This is a genomic window from Deltaproteobacteria bacterium, assembly GCA_016874755.1.
Lineage (GTDB): Bacteria > Desulfobacterota > Binatia > UBA9968 > UBA9968 > DP-20.
On sequence record VGTH01000032.1, the window covers coordinates 39,290 to 60,370 of the forward strand.

Here is a 21,081-nt window from a genome sequence, read left to right on the forward strand (position 1 = left end):
GATTCGGATGCGTTAGATCATTCTTAGCACCAACACGCCAGCAACAACTAGGCCCGCCGCGATACCATCCCAGAATGTTACTTTTTCGATGCCCCGCAGGAACAGCTTTACGAGAAAAAAACTGACGATGGGCTGGGCGCTCCAGATTGGCGCGGCGATCGATGCCGGTGCATGGATCAGGGCTCTGAACGTAAACGTCGAGCCAATAGCATAAAGCACACCGGCGCTGATGAAACAAAGCAAACTTTGGGTTGGAATTGTTTGCCGCTTGAGCTCGATCTTGAGCAGACTGCCTAGCGTCAACAACAGAACCAATCCGGTGGCATGCATGATCAGCGCGCCGAGAACCGGCGGACCGCCATAGTCGGTGCCGAATTTCTTGAGCACGGGCACCACACCGTAGCACAGCGTCGCCAGCACCGAAGTCGCGGTGAGCTTGCGTTGCGCCCTGCCGTTTTCCTTGGCTTCAGGATCGGTGACGAAGAAAACTCCTGAGACGATCAGAACCACCCCCACGAGCACGGCCCAAGATAACCGTTCATGTAAGACGGCAGCCGCCAACATTACCGTAATCAGTGGCGATGAATTATTTAGCGACTGCGCCCGGGAGGCGCCGATTTGGTCGACACTTTTGACGAACAAGGTACGGCCGAGATAGGCACCGATAACTCCCGTGCCGGCGAAGATGAGCAGAGCCTGCGTGGGAACATTCTTGGCGAAGAAATCGCCTTCGATCAGAGAGGCAACGATCAAAGTCACTAGAATCGTTGCCTGCTGCACCAAGGTGGCGGCGCTGACATTGGAATTTACCAAGCCGCGCTTGACCAACACCGGGCTGGTGCCCCAGAAAAGACCGGCGATGACAGCGTAAATGACACCGGTCTGCATCGATTCACGCCGACAGCATCACGCGCGCCTGCTTGAATATCGCGTGAAACATCGGTTGGGTCAGTTTGCCGGTGAACGTGTTTTGCTGACTCGGGTGATAGGAGCAGATCAACCTCGGACCGTGCGGCAATTCGACGGCTACGCCGTGGCCGAACTTGGGTTTGGGCTTTGGCACCACGCCACCCGCCTCTTGGAACGCGCTCAAGTAGGCATCGAAAGCGATCTTGCCGAGCACGATCACAACTCGAACCTGGCGCTTCAACAGTATCAGCTCATCGACCAAATAAGACCGGCAACGTTGAAACTCCGTGAGACTTGGCTTGTTATCCGGAGGCACGCAATGAACCGCGGCCGTGACGTAACAATCGCTAAGTTTGAGGCCATCGCCGCGATGGTCCGAATTGGGCTGATTGGCAAAACCCGCCGCATGCAGCGCACCATAAAGCCAATCGCCGCTGCGATCGCCGGTGAACATTCTGCCGGTGCGATTTCCGCCGTGGGCCGCCGGCGCGAGCCCGACAATCAAAAGGCGTGCTTTGTCGTCGCCAAAAGCCGCTAGAGGCTTGGCCCAATAAACCTGTCCCTGATACCGCCGTGGCGGCTTTTTCGCGCAGGCCTCGCGCCAGCGTACCAGGCGGGGGCATTTACGGCAGCGGACAACTCGATCGTTAAGTTCGGCGAGACTATTCATGTGTTTCTGAGAAGTTTTCGAGGCTAACAAGTGTCGGCGCCATTGTCTACGGCGCGGCAGGGGTTGGCCTTGATCGGATATCCGCTACTCCGTTATGTCTATGCCTGACACGGCAACTTGTTCCGACGGCGTCTAGGCTTCGTCCCAGCACCAGGAAGGTGAAGCGAGTTCGGGATTTTTATCTACACTTGGTTGAACAATCGCCAGGAAGATATTCAGCGCGCCACCCGCGACGCCAATACGATTCTCGGCATCATCGGCGCCGAACAAGACCGAATGGTCACTCGCAGTAAGCAAATCCTCCAGGGGGGTCTAGCGTCGGGCGTGTTAGCGTGCAAACAAATTTTTTTCTGCTATCATATAATCAATCGATGAATTGCCAGGGGATTGGGTGGCCATAAGTTGGCGCCCCTGCATCAGGCAATTGCATGCAAAGCTAGCCAGGTTATTGAAATTGTTCCTCGCAGCGTTACTCGCCTTCGGTAGAAAAACCGCCATGGCCGAGGCTTTTCGAACCCTCACGGGAAACGCAATTGTGCGCCTCAGATTGTGGCGATTCGCTTGACAGAAAACCAAGAGCCGGATACTGGAACAGAATTGATCTAGAAAATTAGAAGGAAGTAAAACCGTGGCAGATAAATCGCTAACGCTTGATCAATTTCGCACCCTGCGAAAAGATAACTGGTGGACCGAGCCGTTGATCGTGGTCCTTGTTTTAGGTGCCTTCGGCATCTACGCCACCTGGGCGGCGTTTCAAAACGCCTATTACTACGCCGATCCTTATCTCTCGCCGTTCTACTCGCCTTGTGTGTCGGCCAATTGCCAACACGTCACGCTGCCGTTGATAGGCTCCTGGTGGAATCTCTCGCCGGCGTTTTTGATTCTCTGGATTCCCGGCGGCTTCCGCGCCACCTGTTATTACTACCGCAAAGCTTATTATCGCTCGTTCTTCCAATCGCCGCCGGCTTGCGCGGTGCGCGACGCCGCCAAGGGATATAAAGGTGAGACCGGGTTTCCATTTATTCTGCAGAACATTCATCGCTACTTCTTTTATCTATCGATCGTCATCCTGGCGTTTCTCTGGTGGGATTTTCTGCTCGCCTTCTCGTTCCCGAACGCCGCCGGCGGGCGCAGCTTTGGCATGGGACTAGGAACCATCGTTTTGGGCGTCAACGCTTTCCTGCTTACCCTGTTTTCGCTTTCGTGTAACTCCTGCCGCCATGTGTGCGGTGGTTACTTGAACCAATTCCATAAGAATCCCGGCAAGTTTAAACGCTGGACTTTCATTTCGCGCCTAAACGAGAAGCACATGGAATATGCCTGGGTCAGCCTGGTCTGGGTGGCACTGAGCGATGTTTACGTGCGACTCCTGTCGGCCGGCGTGATTTCCGATTTGAGGTTTTTCTAATGGCGGATAAATACGAAACTCACGATTACGATGTCGTTGTCATCGGCGCCGGCGGCGCCGGTTTGCGGGCGGCCATCGAAGCGTCGGCCCAGGGCGTCAAGACGGCGCTGGTTTGTAAATCGCTGCTCGGTAAAGCCCACACCGTCATGGCTGAGGGCGGCATTGCGGCCGCCATGGGCAACGTCTATCCGGAAGACAACTGGAAAGTTCACTTCCGCGACACCATGCGCGGCGGCAAGCTGTTGAACAACTGGCGCATGGCGCAGATCCACGCCCAGGAGGCGCCCGACCGGGTTTTGGAATTGGAAGAATGGGGCGCGCTGTTCGACCGTACCAAAGAAGGCTTGATCCTACAGCGTGACTTCGGCGGCCATCGCTACGCGCGCCTGGCCCACGTTGGCGACCGCACCGGCTTGGAAATGATTCGCACGCTACAGCAGCATGCCGTCCATCGCGGCATCGACGTGTATATGGAGTGCAACCTGCAGCGTTTGCTGACCGATGGCGGCCGCGTCAGCGGCGCCTTCGGCTACTGGCGCGAGAGCGGCAAGTTCATTCTATTCAAATGCAAGGCCGTGGTGCTCGCCACCGGCGGCGGCGGCAAAGCTTGGAAAGTCACTTCAAATTCCTGGGAATACACCGGCGATGGCGTCACCATGGCGGCCGACGTCGGCGCCGATTTGATGGACATGGAGTTCATGCAGTTCCACCCCACTGGCATGGTATGGCCGCCCAGTGTGCGCGGCATTCTGGTCACCGAAGGCGTGCGCGGCGACGGCGGCACCTTAAAGAACACCGCCGGCGAGCGCTTCATGTTCAACTACATTCCGGACTTCTTCAAAGCGGAAACTGCTGAAACCATCGAAGAAGCCGAACGTTGGTACGACGACAAGCGCAACAACCGGCGCACGCCGGATTTGCTGCCGCGCGACGAAGTGGCGCGCGCGATCAACTCAGAAGTCAAAGCCGGCCGCGGCACACCCCATGGCGGGGTCTTCCTCGACATCGCGTCGCGCCGCCCCGCCGATTACATCCAAAAACGCTTGCCGTCGATGTATCACCAGTTCAAAGAGCTGGCTGACGTCGACATCACCAAAGAGCCGATGGAAGTCGGCCCGACTTGTCACTATGCGATGGGCGGTGTGCGCGTCAATGCCGACACCACGGCGACGACGTTCCCGGGACTATTCGCCGCCGGCGAAGTGGCCGCCGGACTGCACGGCGCCAATCGGTTGGGCGGCAACTCGCTCTCCGACCTGCTGGTTTTCGGCCGGCGCGCGGGCCTTCATGCCGCCGAGTACGCCAAGAAAGCGGGCGCGGTGAAGGTCGACGATGCGATGGTGGAAAATCATGCCAAGACCATGCTCGCGCCGTTTGAGTCCAAGGGCAACGAAAACCCCTACAGCATCCATGCCGATTTGCAGCAATGCTGCCAGGACCTAGTTGGCATCATTCGGGTCGAAGCGGAATTGAAGCAAGCCTTGGACACGATTCAACGATTGAAAGCACGCGCCCACAACGTTCACATCGAAGGTAATCGACATTACAACCCGGGCTGGCATTTGGCCCTTGATCTCCATTCGCTGCTAACCTTCGCCGAGGCGGCCACCACGGCGGCCATCGAGCGCAAGGAAAGCCGCGGCGGCCACACTCGCGACGACTACCCCAACACCGATGCTAAATACGCCAAGGTCAACATTGTCCAACGGCTAAAAGGCGGCAAGATGGAGCTGTTTCAAGAGCCTCTTCCAGAAATGCCGGACGAACTAAAAGCACTGCTTGAGGAGAAGAAGTAATGGCTGAACAACAAGTCCATATGCGGGTGTGGCGCGGCGACGCGAGCGGCGGCGAGTTTAAGGACTACCATCTGGCCGTCGGCGAAGGCCAAGTCGTGCTTGACGTCATCCATGCCATCCAGGCGCAGCAAGCCGGCGACCTGGCGGTGCGCTGGAACTGCAAAGCCGGCAAATGCGGCTCATGCAGCGCCGAAGTCAATGGCAAGCCGCGGCTTATGTGCATGACGCGCATGAACACCTTCGAGCCGGGGGCAACCATCACCGTCTCGCCGATGCGAACCTTTCCGATCATTCGCGATCTGGTCACCGACGTTTCCTACAACTTTCAAAAGGCCAAAGAGATTCCGGCCTTCAAGCCCAAAGCGAAAGAATCCGATGGCACACGTCGAATGTTTCAGGAAGACATCGACCGGGTTCAAGAATTTCACAAATGCATTGAGTGCTTTCTCTGCCAGAACGTCTGCCACGTCATCCGCGACCATGAAGACAACAAGCCGGCTTTCTCCGGGCCGCGCTTCTTCGTGCGCTTGGCATCGCTGGAGATGCACCCCCTCGACAGCAACGATCGCATGGAGTTGATCAAGGCCAAGGCGGGTCTCGGCTATTGTAATATTACCAAGTGCTGCACCGAGGTCTGCCCCGAGCACATTCACATCACCGACAATGCGATTATTCCGCTGAAAGAGCGCGTGGTGGATCGTTTTTACGATCCGATCGCCAAGTTGATGGGGCTATTTTCGAGCAAAAACAAATAGGATTCCAGATTCAAAATTACACATTCCAGATTGTTCAACACCTGACATGTGCGTTGTGCGCAATCTGGAATTTTGAATCTGCAATCTGGAATTTAAGCTTCTCGCAAAGCGAGAAGCTTAATAAGTGCGAATCCTGAACGCCGACCCCTTCGACGCATCGGCGCCGTTTAACGCATTCTTCGGCAACTCCGTGTCCGCGCCGTTGGCAGGCGCATCTTCTTCCAGAGTCAATCCGGCAAGCTTGATCTTCAAGCGCAGGTTGTTGGCGCTGTCGGCGTTGGCGAGGGCTTCTTCCAAGCCAATTTTCCCGTCCCGGTACAGTGTAAAGAGCGCTTGGTCGAAGGTTTGACAACCTTCGTGAATACCCTGCTCCATCGCTCCCTTAAGCTCATCCACTTCACCCTTTTTAATCAAATCTTTGACAAATGGCGTGTCGACCAAGACTTCAACCGCAGGCACGCGGCCGCCGTTGACGCTGGGCATCAGCCGCTGGGCGATGATCGCACGCAAGTTGAGCGATAGCTGCAGGAGCACCTGCGCATGTTTGAGGGGCGGAAAAAAGTTCAAGATACGCTCGAAGGATTGGTTAGCGTTGGTCGAATGGAGCGTGCCCAAACACAGGTGGCCGGTATCGGCAAAGGTAATCGCCGCTTCCATATTCTCCGCGTGGCGAATTTCACCGATCAGAATGACATCCGGCGCTTGGCGCAACGCGTTGGTCAGGGCGCTCTCGAAGGATTGGGTATCAAAGCCCACCTCGCGCTGGGTCACGATCGATTTCTTGTGACGATGGACATACTCGATCGGGTCTTCGATGGTCAGGATATGGCCGGATTGATTGGTATTACGATGATCGATCATTGCGGCTAACGAGGTCGATTTACCGGAACCGGTGCCGCCCACCACCAGGATCAAGCCCCGTTTGAGCAGCGAAATATCTTTCAGCACCTGCGGCACGCCCAGGGATTCCAAATCGGGGATCTCGACCGTAATGCGGCGAATCACCAGGCCGATGGAGCCGCGCTGGCGAAAAACATTGACGCGAAAACGGCTGACGTTGGGCAACGCGATGGCGAGGTTCAGTTCGTTATGGCTATTAAACTCTTTCAATTGCTCGTCACTGACGAACGTCTTGACGAGCTCTTCCAAGTCCTTGGGCTTAAGACCTTCTCCGGCTCCCTCTTCAAGAGAGCCATTAACACGGAACATCGGCGGCCGCGCGACCGTAAGATAAAGGTCCGAGGCGTTGCGCCCGAGCATTTCCGTGCAGAGATCGTAGACGTCGACGCTCACGTTAGCCTCCGATGCGGCCCGCCACCGCCCCCGCTGGCGCCGCGCCGAACAGGTTCGGCGTCATGCTTTTCAACTGGGCCTCTTCGCGGCTAATGATGCCGCGGCCGGCGAGTGCCATGAGCGCCATGTCCATGGTCTGCATGCCGTCTTTTTGACTGACCTGCATGGTGCCAGGTGTCTGGTGAATTTTACCTTCGCGGACCAAGTTACGAATGGCGGTCGTGCCGGTCATGATTTCCAAGGCGGCCACACGCCCGCCGCCTTTCTTTTTACAAAGTGTCTGGGTAATAACTGCCTCCACCGACTCGGCGAACTGCGCGCGTATCTGCGCCTGCTGGCCCGATGGGAAAACGTCGATGATACGGTCGACGGTTTTGGGCGCGCTCGATGTATGCAGCGTGCCAAACACCAGGTGGCCGGTCTCGGCGGCGGTGAGCGCCAATTGAATAGTTTCGAGATCGCGCATTTCGCCGACCAGAATGATGTCCGGGTCTTCGCGCAACGCCGCGCGCAACGCATTGGCGAAACTGAAAGTGTGCGGCCCCAACTCGCGCTGGTTGACCAGACACTTTTTCGACTGATGGACAAATTCGACGGGATCTTCGATCGTTAGAATATGTCCTTCGAAGTCGTTGTTGAGATGGTCCACCATGCCCGCCAGCGTCGTCGATTTACCGGAGCCGGTTGGGCCGGTCACGAGGATGAGTCCCTTTTCTTTGTCGCACAGTTGCCGGAGTATTGGCGGCATGCCCAACTCATCGAGGGTTTGAATCTTGGTGGGAATGGTTCGAAAGACGGCGCCCTCGCCTTTGCGCTGCAGAAAGACGTTGACACGAAAACGGGCGACGGGTCCGAGCTCGAATGAGAAGTCGCATTCATGGGTTTCTTCGAAGATTTTGCGCTGACCGTCGCTCATGATGTCGTAGACCAAAGCGTGCACCGCTTCGCGCTCCATGGGTGGGTGGTCGAGCTTTTTCAGATCGCCGTGGATGCGGATCATCGGCGGCTCGCCAGAGCTCAGATGACAGTCGGAAGCGTTCTGTTCGACGGCAAACGCCAATAGTTGGGTTATATCCACGCTTTGCCCCTCAGTATGAGTTCTTCTCAAAGCAATGCATCGGCACAGGTAGCGCAAACTAAAAGCTAAGCTGCAAAAATCTCGTCATCGCGGGAAGTTTCTTGCCTTTTCGGGTGAAAGCCGTTAACTAGGGCTACAAATGACAAACCGAGTTGCCATCGTGACCGGCGGCGGTACAGGTATCGGCAAAGCCATCGCCGCCTCGCTGGCGCGCAGCCGCGCCAAAGTAGCCATCACCTCGCGCAACGTTAAACATCTGGACAGCGCCACGGCGGAGCTCGCCGCGAAAAACTTGACGGTCGTCCCGGTGCAAATGGACGTGCGCAAGAAAGCCGACGTGGAGCGCGCGGTCGCACACATCGTCAGCCAATGGGGGGCGATTCACATCCTCGTCAACAACGCCGGCATCTCAGGATTGAGCCTCATCGACGATGCCGACGACAGCCGTTGGCTCGACATTGTCGACACCAATTTGAACGGCATGTATCTAATCACCAAGGCAGCGCTGCGCCACATGCCGGACCATCAAGGCGGCCGCGTGATTAATATTTCGTCGGTGCTGGGCAAATTCGGCGTGCCCGGCTACACGGCCTACTGCACCACGAAGCATGGCATGATCGGTTTTACCCGGGCGCTTGCCCTGGAAGTGGTCGGCCGCGGCATCACCGTCAACACGGTTTGTCCTGGGTGGGTCGACACTGAAATGGCGACCCTCGGCATCAACGAAACGGCTGCCCTGCAGGGCATCACAGCGGAACAATTCAAAGCCCAGGCCGTCGCCAATGTGCCGATCAAACGCTTTCTCGAAGCCGAGGAGATCGCTGAGATGGTCGCCTACCTCGCCTCGGACATGGCCAAGGGCATCACCGGACAAGCCGTGAACGTGTGCGGCGGTCAGACCATGGTTTAAACCTACTTCTCCATCCGCAATGAGTTCCACACTCACCGTTCGTAGTCCCGCCACCGGCGAAAAACTCGCCGAGCTGCCGGTTGCGTCACGGGAATCTGTTACAGCCGCCGTGGAGCGCGCGCGGGCCGCGCAACTCCATTGGCAAGAAACGAGCTTTTCGGCGCGGGCCAAAATCATGCTCCGGCTGCGCGATGTTTTGATCGACGAGCAGGAACGGCTCGCTGACATCGTCACCTCGGAAACCGGCAAGCCGCGCGGCGACGTTTACGGCAACGAACTTTTCTACGTCTGTGATGCCCTCGGTTTTTGGGCCCATCATGCCGAACAATTGCTGCGCACCGAGCGGCTGACGCCGCATTTAATGATGTTTCGCTCGAAGAAGGTCTATTCAGCCTATCTCCCGCTCGGGGTCGTCGGCATCATCAGCCCGTGGAACTTCCCCCTGGTGCTAACCGCCGGCGATGCTGCGCCTGCCTTGATGGCCGGCAACGCGGTTATCATTAAACCTTCGGAACTGACACCGCTAACGGCTTTGTTCGTCGCCGAACTCGCCGTCAAAGCAGGCCTGCCGGAAAACATCCTGCAAGTCGTGGCTGGCGCCGCCGAAACGGGCCAGGCATTGATCGACAGCGTCGACATGATTGCCTTTACCGGTAGCGTCGAAGTCGGCAAGGCCGTGATGCGCCGGGCGGCCGATCGCTTGATTCCAGTATCGCTTGAACTAGGCGGCAAAGACCCCTTGATTGTGCTCAAAGATGCTGACCTCGAACGCGCCGCCAACGCCACCGTGTGGGGCGCCCTAATGAATGGCGGCCAAGTTTGCACTTCGATCGAGCGGGTCTACGTCGAAGAACCGGTCTATCAGAGCTTTGTCGAAAGAGTCGTCGCCAAAGTGCGCGCCGTGCGCCAAGGCCCGAGCGCCGACGAGGTCGAGATCGGCAGCATGTCTTCCGCCGAGCAGTTCCAAAAAGTCTCGGCGCAAGTCGCGGATGCCATGGCCGCCGGCGCGAGAGCGCTCACCGGCGGGCAGGCCAATACGAAGCTCGGCGGCCTCTATTACGAGCCCACGGTGCTGGTGGATGTAAACCACAGCATGAGCGTAGTCCGCGACGAGACCTTTGGACCGGTCATTCCGATAATGCAAGTCCGCGATGCCGAAGAAGCGGTGCGGCTCGCCAATGATTCACCCTACGGTTTAGATGTCTGCATTTTTTCCGGCGATAAGAACCGCGCGCAGCAATTGGCCAAACGGCTCAACACCGGCACGGTCTGTATCAACGATGCACTGGTCAATTATATCATCCCCGACACGCCCATGGGCGGGGTCAAAGAGAGCGGTTTTAGCCGCCGCCACGGCGCCGAAGGCATCCGCAAATATTGCCGGCAGCAGTCCTTGGTCATCGACCGCGTTGGCCTGAAAGCCGAGTTCCCCTGGTTTCCCGCAAGCCACAAAAAAACCGAGCAGCTGCGCCGCATGATCAGCATTTTCTGGCGCTCCGGCTGGCGCAACAAGTTCAAGCTGCCGAAGGGCAACTAGGGTTTGGTTTCGCGTTGAAACCGTCCGCTTGCAGTCGCAGTGGGATTCAACTAAGTAATTTGTTTATTAATAACTCAATTTACGCAGAGGTGAATCGGCATGGCTAAAGACTTACCCAGTTTTATCGCGAAGGAAGGCGCTAACCGCGAAGGTTCGGTCATTCGCGAGAAGAATTTCATCGACGCGAACAATTACGAGACCGTCGCTTACTTAAAGCATCTCGACGTGCGCAACGAACCCAAGATGGTGCTGTTCGAGAACCTGCCCGCGCTCAACGGCCAGAAGTCGGATTTTCCGATGTTCTACAACCCGTGGGTTTCGCGCCAGTACATCGCCGACTCCCTCGACATGGGCGACATCAAATCGCCCATGGAAGTAAGCCTTGAAGTCGCCAAGCTCGAGCAGCAGCAGGGCAAGCTGGAAATCATCCCCGCCGACAAAGCGCCGGTGAAGCAGGTGGTCCTGACCGGCGACAAAGCCGACCTGCGCGTCCTGCCCATGCCGATGCATCAGAAAGGCGACTCCGGGCCCTACCATACAATGACCTGTGCGATGAAGGGACTGAACGCCGACTTCTACGACATCACCTTCACCAAGAACAAATACCATGACCCAAAACACATGAGCTTCTCGGCGCACAAGCACCATCACCTGGAAGCGATGGCCTGCGAATATGAAGAGAAAAATCTGCGCGCTCCGGTGATCGTCATCTTGGGCCACCACCCAGCGTTTTATCTGTCGTCCTGCGCCATGACCGCCATGGGCAACAACGACTACATGACGGCCTCGGCATTCTTAAAAGAACCGCTGCGCCTGACGCCGTCGACTACGTGGGGCGAGAAGTTCATGGTGCCGGCCGACGCCGAGGTTATCATCGAAGGCGAGATTCTCCCCGGCGTGCGCAAGGAGCAGAACCCCTTTGGCGAGATCCTGGGCTACGCTCAACCCAAAATGGACGTGCCGGTCATCGAAGTCACGGCAATCACGCATCGCCGCGGCGGCATCGTTGAAGACTTCTGGCCCGGCCACATGGATCATTGGAATTTGGGCAGCGTGCCGAAAGAAGGCAGCACCTACAATGTGATCAAGAAAAACGTCCCGGGCATCACCGGCATCCATCTCGCTGCCTCGGGCTGCGGCCGCTGCATCTGCTACATCTCGATCAAGAAGGAATTCGAGAACGAGCCCAACAAAGCCGGCATGCAGGCCTTTGTCGAAATGCCCAATTTGAAACTGGCTGTCGTCGTCGACGAAGATATTGACGTGTTCAACGAGCGCGAAGTGATGTGGGCGGTGGCAACCCGTGTCCACTGGGACAAGGACATCGAGATCATCCGCGAAGTGCAAAGCTTCCGCGGCTGGTTGGGCGACACGGTGGCGATCATCGACGCGACGATCCCACTGCGTATGAAAAAAGAGTGGCCGATCCGCAATGAAGTCGAACCTGCGGCGTTCGAGCGGATGGCAAAGTTCTTCAAATAGAAAAAGGATTGGAGTGATGGGGGTATTGGAATACTGGGGTGCTGGCTAAGCCTCCGGACCCATCGCTCCATTGCTCCACCACTCCAATGCCCCAATTCCGGAGGTGCCATGGCCGAAAAGATCCGCTTCATCTACAAAGCCACTTGAACCACTTGCCGAAAAGCAAGAAGTTTCTTGCAAGCGAAAAAAGTGGATTTTGAAGAAAGAGAATACGGCAAAAATCCATTCACTGAAAAAGAGCTGCGCGAAATCATCGGCGACGATCCCATTGGGCCGTTTCTCAGCACGCGCACGCCGCTCTACAAAGAAAAGAACATGAAGCTGAAGCCGCCGTCAAAAGACGAAGCGATCAAGCTCATGCTGAAGGATCCGAACCTGCTCAAACGGCCGGTGATTATCAAAGGCAAGAGAAAACTGACCGGCTTCAACGAAGCTGAAGTGAAAGAATTGCTATAGACGCTTGGGTCCAGCGGATTTGTGAGAAACAGTTTTCGATGGCAGAAGAAACACTTTCAGGGCTGAAATTATTCAACCGCGGCAAAGTCCGCGACATTTACGATCTCGGCGACAAATTACTGCTCGTCGCCAGCGATCGCATCTCGGCCTTCGACGTGATTCTGCCGACGCTGATTCCGGACAAAGGCAAAATTCTCACGCAGCTTTCGCTCTATTGGTTCGGCGTGATGCAAGACATCGTGCCGCATCATCTGATCAGCGCCAACGTCGACGATTTCCCCGCCGCCTGCCAGCCGCACCGCGCCAAACTCGAAGGCCGCACCATGCTGGTCAAGAAAAGCCACCCGGCGCCGGTGGAATGCGTCGTGCGCGGCTATCTAGTCGGCTCGGGCTGGAAGGACTACCAGAAAACCGGTGCGGTGTGTGGCATCGAATTGCCCAAGGGGCTGGTCGAAGCCGCGCGCTTGGACCAACCTATCTTCACGCCATCGACCAAAGCCCCGATCGGTGAGCACGACATCAACATCAGCTTTGATGAAATGGCAGCGAAGATCGGCAACAAACTAGCCACCAAGTTGCGCGACGCCACGATCGCGATCTATAGCCGCGCGCGAGCAATGGCCGAAAAAAAAGGCATCGTCATCGCCGACACCAAATTCGAGTTCGGCATGGAGGGCGATGACATCATGCTAATCGACGAGGTCCTCACCCCCGACTCGTCGCGCTTCTGGCCCATGGATGGCTACAAACCCGGCCAAACCCCCGACAGCTTCGACAAACAATACGTGCGCGATTATCTCTTAAAGCTTCCCTGGGACATGAAATCCCCCCCGCCGGCGTTGCCGCCGGAAGTCGTCAAGAAGACCCAAGACAAATACGCCGAAGCGCTGCGCCGGCTGACGACTTGACTAGCTACTAGCTTCCGTAAACCCGCTGACTCTCAAGAATTTTCACAACGGCGGAAGCGAATCAAAGTCCCCAGAAAGCGAAAACCCCTTGATTTCTCAAGGGGTTTTAAGTGGAGCGGGTGATCGGGGTCGAACCGACGACCTTATGCTTGGCAAGCATACGCTCTAGCCAACTGAGCTACACCCGCATGTCAATAAGAGGTACCTGAAGCGGAGCGTTTTGTCAATTTAGTTCAGCGTGCCCGCGCCAGGCGCAGACGAAAAAATTGCACATGATAGCCGATGCCGGACCAGACGGCCAAGATGGCGGACAAGATGCAGAAGTAGAGTCCCGCGACGAAAAAATCAAAACCCCAATATTCATAGTGAACCAAGAATCCGACGACAGCGAATGCTTGCAAGATGAATTTGTATTTGCCGAGAGTCTCCGCTTGCATGACAATTCCTTCCGTCAGTGCAATGCCGCGGACCACAGTCACGGCGGTTTCTCGGGCTAGAATTATCACCACAAGCCACGCTGGCACGCTGGGCTCATTGGGGCGATCCATCGCGGCAAGCATGACCAGCGCGGAGGCCACCATCAATTTGTCTGCCAAGGGATCAAGGATCTTGCCAACGTCTGAAACGCTGCGGTTGCGCCGCGCCAGATAGCCATCTAGGTAATCGGTGATCGACCCCAGGATAAAGAGCACGGCAGCAAGTAGACCTGACGTCCGATCGCTGAAGGTCAGCAGATAAACCAGGACCGGGATAATCAGAATTCTAACCAGGCTAAGAAAATTGGGGAGCGTCCAGACCATGGACTTGCTGCAATTATCTTGGCGAGAAACCGCGCTACCGCTGTGCTTTTTGGAGCAGTTGCCAGCCGCGAGTCCGGTATTGATCCCAATATTGTAGGACGCGGCGGACATATTCGCGCGTCTCGGCGTAAGGTGGAATGCCGCCATGCTTATCGACCGCGCCGCTACCGGCATTGTACGCCGCCAGTGACAGCGATACATGGCCTTGGTGGCGGGCCAGTAACATTTTGAGATAGCGCACGCCGCCATCCACGTTGTGGTAAGGATCGTAGGGCTCGAAAACATTCAACAACCGCGCCGTGTCGGGCATGAGCTGCATGAGCCCCATTGCGCCTTTGTGCGACCGAGCGTTGGAATTGAAGCCCGATTCCGCTCTGATCACCGCGCGAATCAAGTCGGCATCCAAGCTGTGCCGGCCGGAGGCGTTTTGAATGAGATCTTCATAGTTGCTGCCCGAATTGACGATGGCAGAACTCGGCCCATAAGTCGTGCTGGTTTCGCGGATGACGCGACGAAAGCCGGCATGGGTCGGCGCGTTGGTAAAATGAACAATGCCATCTTTGTCCTGGTACATGTACACATCCGCCCGAGCCCTTGTTGGCGCCAGAAGGACCGCAAAAGCCAGGAATGCTACCAAAATTGACGTGCGCGTTTTCATCGGAACCACTCAAAAATCTCGCTCAGGATAAACGCCCAAGTTTCCTCTGTCAATCAACAAATCGGCGTTCGGAAGCCCCTGCTTTACGGCCTTTTCAGGCCTCTACTAACGCTGATAGACCAGCCCATTAGCGCTGGCGAGCTTGCTTACTAATGCCAAGTCACCGTCGAGAAAATCATAGCTATTCAGCTCGCTAAACTTCGCCCATGTAATCTGTTCAAAGGCGAGATTTGCGATCTCACCCCTAAATCCGCTGACTGCAAAAAAACGCAACTGCACTTCGACGATCTCCGCGTAGACGTGATTATAACTGTACATTTCATTGGCACCGTCGATCTCAATACCGAGCTCTTCTTTGAGCTCCCGCGACAGTGCCGCGTAGGGTTCTTCGGCTAGCTCCACCTTGCCACCCGGGAACTCCCACTTGAGCGGAAACCGCCCCTTGGCGCTGCGCTGGCAGACCAGCACGCAATCATCCTTAGAGATCAACCCCGCGACGACGTGAATTTTTTTCAGCGGGCTCATTTCCATTGATTGCATGAGCGCGCCCGGAGGGATTCGAACCCCCAGCCCTCAGATCCGAAGTTCACGTCGCCCCCGAGCGGCAGCAACCAAGGTGTAAATTATTCAACGACTTACGTCAATAATCCAACGCTATTTCCATCTGGTTTGCTGCTGTTTTCGGCTATTTTGGAAACATGAATGGAAACAAATCTAAGGCGCCAAATCTGATACTTCTCACCGCCTCCGGTACACAAGCAAAACTACGCAAGGGCCGTACCGCGTCAAGCATCTTTTGCAAAGCATTAGTTTTCAAGTGCCAATCTGGAATCGAGGCTCTCTATTTCATCAGCCGAAAGACGCGTTCCGGGATCATTGGCAACGCCTGCGCTACAGCACCCAAGCTTGGCGTAAGGCTGCGGCAATGGCGGGCACCAGTTGCCGATGCCGAACACAACCGAGCCTTAATCCGGCCCGTAACATCTAAGCGGATGCATGGCACGACCGACGTCGGCGGCTGATAGGTAACTCAAGAGCCGGATGCTGCCGACTTCGGGATCGACGGCACCGCTCGCTCGGATTCCTGCCGAGCGGCGCTCCAAAGAACCGTTCGCGCGCATCCCAAGCGTTCTCAGGTTCGGGCCAACCGCGCGACGGTGGATGTTCTCATCGAGCAGATAAGGGATTGGCCTCTAGCCGGGTCCCGCGATAAAGCTCCGCGCATAGAAAAGTTCATTTACAATGCCGATACGGCGCTGCGCTTGGAATTTGCCAAAGCCGTTGGATTCGATACTCCTCAGCTCGACGCAGGGCTATTCATTCTCATCTTTTCGCCACTTCTTCTTTCCTGCGATTGCAAACATTTAACGCCGCCATGGCGTAGACCTTGGTGCAGTTGACCATGTTGGTGATGCCGACACCGCGGCGCACGCCGGTCGGCGAATCCCACTCTGCGCCCGCCTTGGTTTCCGTCGGATCGACCAGGTGGGTACCGAAACCGGGGCCGTAGGTGATCGCCGGAACACCGTATTGCGCGATGCGCGAGCCATCGCTGGTGATACCGTAGCGGATCGGCTTGGCGTAGGGCACCGGGGCGCCAAAGACTTTTTTGTGCGAACTCTCCATAATTTTGACCAAGGGCTCGCTCTTGGAAATCTCGTAACCGGGGGTCGTCAGATAAAGCTCGACGCGATAGCCTAGAATATCGCTTTCACGCTTGGCGACTTTCTCGACCACGGCTTCGATATCGCGCTTGATCGCCAGCGGCACCGCGCCTGGCAGCATTTTCACAATCACGAAAATGTCGGTGGTTGGCCGCGTGCCTGGTTTAAATGCGTTGCCGCCGTCAATAGCCCCTATTTGCACGGTGGGCAGCATGAACTTGTGCGGGTTCTTGCGTTGATACTCCTTCTCCCATTCCTGAATCGCCTGCGCGACTTTGCACGCGGCGAGGACGAACTTGGTTGCTTTGCCATCGACGCTGACGCGCGCCCAGAGCAGGCCCGAGTTGCCGATTTGCAGCTGCAGGCCGGTCGGCTCGCCGATGATGCACATGTCGGCCATGACGCCGTGGTCCATCAAGTAGCGCGCGCCCACGCCGGCGCCGCGATACTCTTTACCATGAAAGCGGCCGATCTGGGCCTTTTCGATTTCACCGACCACGCCGGAGATAATCAGATCGCCTTTGAGTCTCACTCCGGCTTTCTGTAGAGCCGAAACGGCTTCAATGTAACAGGGAAAGGCCGCCTTCATATTGACCAGGCCGCGGCCGTAAATGCGATCCTCATCGACTACCGTCTCCTGCGGCGCGTCGAAGTGATCCATATGAGCGTTGAACATCAACGTTGCGCCGCCACCTTTGCCTTTGAGCCGGCCGATTACGTTGGGGCGCCCGTCTTCGACATACTGATACTCAACATCCATGCCCAGCTTTTCGAATTCACCGCCCAAATAACGCGCGACGTTCTCTTCGCTGCCGGTGATGCTGACGGTGTTGGCGAGGTTGCACGCCAACTCAACAATCCGCTCACGATCGACCTGTTCCAACACTTCTGCTTCCATCAAAGCCCCCTTTCATACCCGGATTTTCAAAATTATCTTTCTATGTCTATCACGCCGTTACAGATGACCTCAACAGGCTCGCCTTACCTACGCAGAGTCTGACTTGACAAGTAAATACTTGCGCACGGCGAGTCCGAGGTTTGATTTGTCTGGCTCCTTGCTCCCTGCCCATAGTATGGGGCGGGGATTGGTTGAATTTCGTTACCTCCAACGGTTATATTGCTGGTACAGAATTTTTTTTGTGGGGGGGGGGGACTTTACCATGCGCGTCATCGATGCTGACGGCCACGTCGAAGAAAATCCGATTACTTTTAGCGACAAATATTTTGCCCCAGAGTTCCGTCCGTTCAAGCCTCAGGTAGTACCCGGCACCGAAGAGGGCCTCGCCTATTGGATGATCGACGAGCAGCTTTTGCCGCGCCGCGTCGGCCGCGGCTGTAACAATCTAGGCACGCCAACCAGCTACAACGGTAAACCGGTGCGCCACGCGCAGCGCAAACCGGACACGCTCGGCAGTATGGAGCTCACCAACCTCGACGAGCGCCTGCAGATATTGGACGAGGAAAATATCGCGATACAAGTGATGTACCCGACGCTTTTTCTGGCGTACCCGCTCAGCAGCAACCCCGCCTATGTCTCAGCCATGTGCGACGCTTACAACCGTTGGTTGGGCGACGTACTGGGCCGCCATGAGCGCCTCAAGTGGGTCGGTGTGGCGAACCTCGACGATATCCCTGCTGCGCTGAACCAAGTCAAAGAGGCGAAGAAGCTCGGCGCCGTCGGCATGATGATCCTTGGCACAGCCGGCGATCGACTGCTCGACGATCGCGGCCTGCTGCCCTTTTACGAAGTCGTCGAGGCAGAGAACTTGCCTCTGGCTGTCCATGTCGGTTGGGCCTGCCCATCGCTGAACAATCTTTACACGCACATCTACCCCTCAGGTGTCATTCCATTCTTGATGCCCGTGTTGATGGGCATGGTGTCGATGATGAGCGGCGGCATCTTCGACAAGTTTCCAAATCTGCGGGTGGTCTATCTCGAAGCGGGCTGTCTGTGGGTGCACTTTATCCTCGAGCGGCTGCATCATCGCTTTCAACACTCTGGGACAAATCTCTCGAATATTGTTTCACGCACCGCGCCGATTCAAAAACTGGCACCGGAAGAATACATTAAAAAGGGCAATCTCTATTTTAGTTCCGAAGTTGAAGACATATTGTTACCGCAGGTGTTAGATCTGGTTGGCGACACGCAGCTGATGTTCGCTTCAGACATGCCGCACGGCGATCGTGAGAGATTCGCAGCAAGAACATTGACCGATCGCAAAGACATCAGCCAAGCGGCAAAGAGGAAGATTTTGGAGATCAATCCTGCGCGGTTCTATAATTTGCCTGGATTTTGATTCGATTTTATCGGCGCCCGTCAAAAGGCCAAAAAGTTGACGCCTCCTCGTTCCTCGCTAAGGCTCTGCGCCAACGAGCGGCGCGCCCAAAGCAACCTTTCACCCCAACAACTCGCCGACCGATCCGACCGCCACGCCAGCTAGAATCATCTCAACTCTTGCCCAGAGCTTTGATAAAGCCACTCTGCTCGATCTCGCGGATCAAATCGCTTCGGATGAAGCTGTCGTAGTCGGTCGTGCGCGCTTTGGGGTCTTTTATCTGATCGAGGACAGTTTTCACTTCTTCACCGGACGGCGTCGGGACGAGACGGAAGTAGCGCTGGGTGAACAGGTCATAGGTCTCGTCGAGCACGGCTTGCTCGTCCATCTTGGTGTATTTTTTCAACACTCGGATGGCGAAGTCGCGGTTGCGGCGCAGATAGTGGGTCGACTCAATGATCGCTTTAAGAAAATTCAAAACCACCAGCCGGTTGGTTTTGATATACGCTTCCGTGGTCATGTACGAGAGCCCAGGATAGCGAATGCCCAGGTTACCCAGGTCCATCATTTCCCTAAAACCCAGATGCTTGGCTTTGGTCAGCGCCGGCGACGACAGCGCGCCGCCATGAATGGCGCCGTTCTGCATGGCGGCCAAGATTTCCGGCAGGCCGCCCAACTGCAAGATCGCCACGTCTTTTTCCGGTTGCAAGTTGACCTTCTCGAGATACTTCCGGATGCCGAAGTCACTGAGCGCACCGAAGCGGGTGACGCCGAGTTTTTTGCCCTTCAAATCCTGTGGTGATTTCAGATCGGAATGAACCATGAGGCTTTGCGGCGTGGTATCGAGCAGCGTCGCGAACATCACTGCGTCGGCGCCGCCGACTCTGGCCAAGATGCTGCCCGTGCCGGCGCCTTGAGTGATCTGGGTTTCGTTGGCTATGGTCGTCGACATGGCGCGAGGCCCGCCGCCGATGTAGATCGAGCCGACTTCGAGTCCATGTTTATTGAACAGCCCGGCGTCGACGGCGACCCAGGACGACAGCGACGCCGCACCAATGGACGAGTAGCTCATGCGGATACGCGTGAGATCTCTGCTCTGCGCGAACGCTATGCTGGGGATAAGTAGAACGGTGAAACTCAGGAATCGAATGAGGCGCATGGTTAAAAGGGTTCCTCCGCCCGTAGTCCTATCCCGGCCGTATGACTGCCGTCAAGGGGAGAATTTTCACCGCGCAGAGCATTGACGGTGGGTTCAAACCCGGGCAGTAACAATGTCTCACCGAACATGCGGATAAGGCTTTTTTCCAGTGTAATTTGCGTTTGATCGAGCGGCGCCACGCGGCCGATCACAGGAGAGACACCATGTGGAAACACCCTTGGCCACCGTTGCAGCTGATTGTTCTGGCGCTTGCCCGGATCTCAGACCGCGCCAGGCCCTGGCGAATTTACCTGGCCCGACGGTACGCTCAACGCGCAGGAGTCGAATGCAATGCGTACTGATCGCTATGCGCTAGGGAATAATTTGAAATGTTTTCCGTTGACCCAATCGATACACACCAAAACCACGCCGGTCCAGAGTAAAAACCCAATCGGTTTCTAGTTCCCCGCCGAGGGCAACTAACGTCGCATCGGCGTAATCCATCGGCACATTGCGGTAGCGCTCCATCAATGCGGACACTCGTCTCAAGCTCTTGATTGACGCCGGCACAAGCTGAAATGCTCCTCTGAGGATAAATTCAAGAGCGTTCTTCTGTGCACGCCAATGAGGTCCGACCAAGTAAAGTGTCTCTGTAAGGACAGCTTCGGTCGTAACGATGGGCCCATTCCAGGCTTCGAGCGCCGCGACGCAATCGTCGTGCGCATTCTCGTCGCGGTCAACGAGCGCGACAAACGCTCCAGTGTCCAGCAAGAGCTCAACGGGCACGGCGCATCCGCTGAATTAGATATTCGCGGTGTCGTTGACCTAAATCCGGACGGCCGCTAGCGACGATGCCGAGCAGATCGCGAACCTTGTCAATGGGCCGCACCTCTGGCTCACTATCCAGAAACTGCTCCAAAGCTTGCCGCACGATTTCCGACCGTTTGCGCTTCGACCGCTTCGCCGATCTCTCGAGCTTCGTTGCCAAATCCACCGGCAGCCGCATAGTCAATTGACGCTCCATAGACCACTTACCTCCATTGCATTCCATTGTAATGCATTGTTTTGCAAATGTCTAAAGCCAACAATGCACCAATCTCCCGCCACGAGCTCTGCCTCTATCGCGCTATCGGTCTGGTCAATCAAGACATCGTGCTGGCGAAGGCAATTTTCGCAATTTTCAAAGTGTGTTGGAGAAGGGATTGGGACAAGATCGGAGCCGTTGTCAATAGGTGTGTAAAAAGATACTAGGCGGCGACCCTCATCTCTTTGCCATTGTCATACTTCGTCCCGCGCGCTACTTTTCCGACAAGCTGTGGTGCGTTCAGTTTGCGGAAGCTCTT

General features: G+C 56.3%; 20 protein-coding genes and 1 tRNA gene. 9 read left to right on the plus strand and 12 right to left on the minus strand.

Annotated elements, in window-relative coordinates; genetic code table 11:
• Positions 1-12: 12 nt before the first annotated feature.
• Complete coding sequence (locus FJ145_18330) at positions 13-888, minus strand: DMT family transporter (GenBank protein ID MBM4263375.1); 876 nt, start codon at positions 886-888, stop codon at positions 13-15.
• Positions 889-892: 4 nt separating this feature from the next.
• Positions 893-1,579, minus strand: coding sequence for a uracil-DNA glycosylase (locus FJ145_18335; GenBank protein MBM4263376.1), 687 nt, complete (start codon positions 1,577-1,579; stop codon positions 893-895).
• Between the two features lie 628 nt (positions 1,580-2,207).
• Between FJ145_18335 and FJ145_18340 the strand changes: the two genes are divergently transcribed.
• The 3 genes from FJ145_18340 to FJ145_18350 are packed head-to-tail and all read left to right on the plus strand — an operon-like array spanning position 2,208 to position 5,538.
• Positions 2,208-2,987 (plus strand): hypothetical protein, encoded by a 780-nt coding sequence (locus FJ145_18340; protein MBM4263377.1) that lies wholly within the window; start codon positions 2,208-2,210, stop codon positions 2,985-2,987.
• Complete coding sequence (locus FJ145_18345) at positions 2,987-4,783, plus strand: fumarate reductase/succinate dehydrogenase flavoprotein subunit (GenBank protein MBM4263378.1); 1,797 nt, start codon at positions 2,987-2,989, stop codon at positions 4,781-4,783. The genes FJ145_18340 and FJ145_18345 overlap by 1 nt, the downstream gene beginning before the upstream one ends.
• Positions 4,783-5,538, plus strand: coding sequence for a succinate dehydrogenase/fumarate reductase iron-sulfur subunit (locus FJ145_18350; protein MBM4263379.1), 756 nt, complete (start codon positions 4,783-4,785; stop codon positions 5,536-5,538). The genes FJ145_18345 and FJ145_18350 overlap by 1 nt, the downstream gene beginning before the upstream one ends.
• Before the next feature lie 117 nt (positions 5,539-5,655).
• On the opposite strand, the gene FJ145_18355 is transcribed toward FJ145_18350, so the two are convergent.
• On the minus strand, positions 5,656-6,798 hold the full coding sequence (locus tag FJ145_18355; GenBank protein ID MBM4263380.1) for a PilT/PilU family type 4a pilus ATPase: 1,143 nt from the start codon (positions 6,796-6,798) through the stop codon (positions 5,656-5,658).
• A 34-nt stretch (positions 6,799-6,832) separates the two neighbouring features.
• The gene (locus FJ145_18360) at positions 6,833-7,909 is read right to left on the minus strand and encodes a type IV pilus twitching motility protein PilT (GenBank protein ID MBM4263381.1); all 1,077 of its coding nucleotides are present in this window, start codon (positions 7,907-7,909) and stop codon (positions 6,833-6,835) included.
• Positions 7,910-8,048: 139 nt separating this feature from the next.
• On the opposite strand from FJ145_18360, the gene FJ145_18365 reads away from it, so the two are divergent.
• From FJ145_18365 to FJ145_18385, 5 genes are all read left to right on the plus strand, one after another.
• Positions 8,049-8,819, plus strand: coding sequence for an SDR family oxidoreductase (locus tag FJ145_18365; GenBank protein ID MBM4263382.1), 771 nt, complete (start codon positions 8,049-8,051; stop codon positions 8,817-8,819).
• A 19-nt stretch (positions 8,820-8,838) separates the two neighbouring features.
• Positions 8,839-10,356 carry an aldehyde dehydrogenase family protein gene (locus FJ145_18370; GenBank protein MBM4263383.1) on the plus strand — a complete coding sequence of 506 codons (1,518 nt, stop codon included), beginning with the start codon at positions 8,839-8,841 and terminating at the stop codon, positions 10,354-10,356.
• Positions 10,357-10,455: 99 nt separating this feature from the next.
• Positions 10,456-11,838 carry a UbiD family decarboxylase gene (locus FJ145_18375; protein ID MBM4263384.1) on the plus strand — a complete coding sequence of 461 codons (1,383 nt, stop codon included), beginning with the start codon at positions 10,456-10,458 and terminating at the stop codon, positions 11,836-11,838.
• 174 nt (positions 11,839-12,012) lie between these two features.
• Positions 12,013-12,294, plus strand: coding sequence for a hypothetical protein (locus tag FJ145_18380; GenBank protein ID MBM4263385.1), 282 nt, complete (start codon positions 12,013-12,015; stop codon positions 12,292-12,294).
• 38 nt (positions 12,295-12,332) lie between these two features.
• Entirely contained in the window at positions 12,333-13,202 is an 870-nt protein-coding gene (locus tag FJ145_18385) for a phosphoribosylaminoimidazolesuccinocarboxamide synthase (GenBank protein MBM4263386.1), read from the plus strand.
• Positions 13,203-13,313: 111 nt separating this feature from the next.
• On the opposite strand, the gene FJ145_18390 is transcribed toward FJ145_18385, so the two are convergent.
• From FJ145_18390 to FJ145_18410, 5 genes are all read right to left on the minus strand, one after another.
• A tRNA-Gly gene (locus tag FJ145_18390) sits at positions 13,314-13,390 on the minus strand.
• A 45-nt stretch (positions 13,391-13,435) separates the two neighbouring features.
• Complete coding sequence (pgsA, locus tag FJ145_18395) at positions 13,436-14,002, minus strand: CDP-diacylglycerol--glycerol-3-phosphate 3-phosphatidyltransferase (protein ID MBM4263387.1); 567 nt, start codon at positions 14,000-14,002, stop codon at positions 13,436-13,438.
• Between the two features lie 34 nt (positions 14,003-14,036).
• Positions 14,037-14,660, minus strand: coding sequence for a lytic transglycosylase domain-containing protein (locus FJ145_18400; protein MBM4263388.1), 624 nt, complete (start codon positions 14,658-14,660; stop codon positions 14,037-14,039).
• A 105-nt stretch (positions 14,661-14,765) separates the two neighbouring features.
• Positions 14,766-15,200, minus strand: coding sequence for a (deoxy)nucleoside triphosphate pyrophosphohydrolase (locus FJ145_18405; GenBank protein ID MBM4263389.1), 435 nt, complete (start codon positions 15,198-15,200; stop codon positions 14,766-14,768).
• Between the two features lie 783 nt (positions 15,201-15,983).
• The gene (locus tag FJ145_18410) at positions 15,984-17,222 is read right to left on the minus strand and encodes a M20/M25/M40 family metallo-hydrolase (GenBank protein ID MBM4263390.1); all 1,239 of its coding nucleotides are present in this window, start codon (positions 17,220-17,222) and stop codon (positions 15,984-15,986) included.
• A gap of 145 nt (positions 17,223-17,367) precedes the next feature.
• Between FJ145_18410 and FJ145_18415 the strand changes: the two genes are divergently transcribed.
• Positions 17,368-18,621 carry an amidohydrolase gene (locus FJ145_18415; protein MBM4263391.1) on the plus strand — a complete coding sequence of 418 codons (1,254 nt, stop codon included), beginning with the start codon at positions 17,368-17,370 and terminating at the stop codon, positions 18,619-18,621.
• Between the two features lie 151 nt (positions 18,622-18,772).
• Here FJ145_18415 and FJ145_18420 read toward each other — a convergent pair whose 3' ends face one another.
• From FJ145_18420 to FJ145_18430, 3 genes are all read right to left on the minus strand, one after another.
• Entirely contained in the window at positions 18,773-19,759 is a 987-nt protein-coding gene (locus tag FJ145_18420) for an ABC transporter substrate-binding protein (protein ID MBM4263392.1), read from the minus strand.
• A 351-nt stretch (positions 19,760-20,110) separates the two neighbouring features.
• Complete coding sequence (locus tag FJ145_18425) at positions 20,111-20,524, minus strand: PIN domain-containing protein (protein MBM4263393.1); 414 nt, start codon at positions 20,522-20,524, stop codon at positions 20,111-20,113.
• Entirely contained in the window at positions 20,514-20,789 is a 276-nt protein-coding gene (locus FJ145_18430; GenBank protein ID MBM4263394.1) for a ribbon-helix-helix protein, CopG family, read from the minus strand. The genes FJ145_18425 and FJ145_18430 overlap by 11 nt, the downstream gene beginning before the upstream one ends.
• Positions 20,790-21,081: the final 292 nt, after the last annotated feature.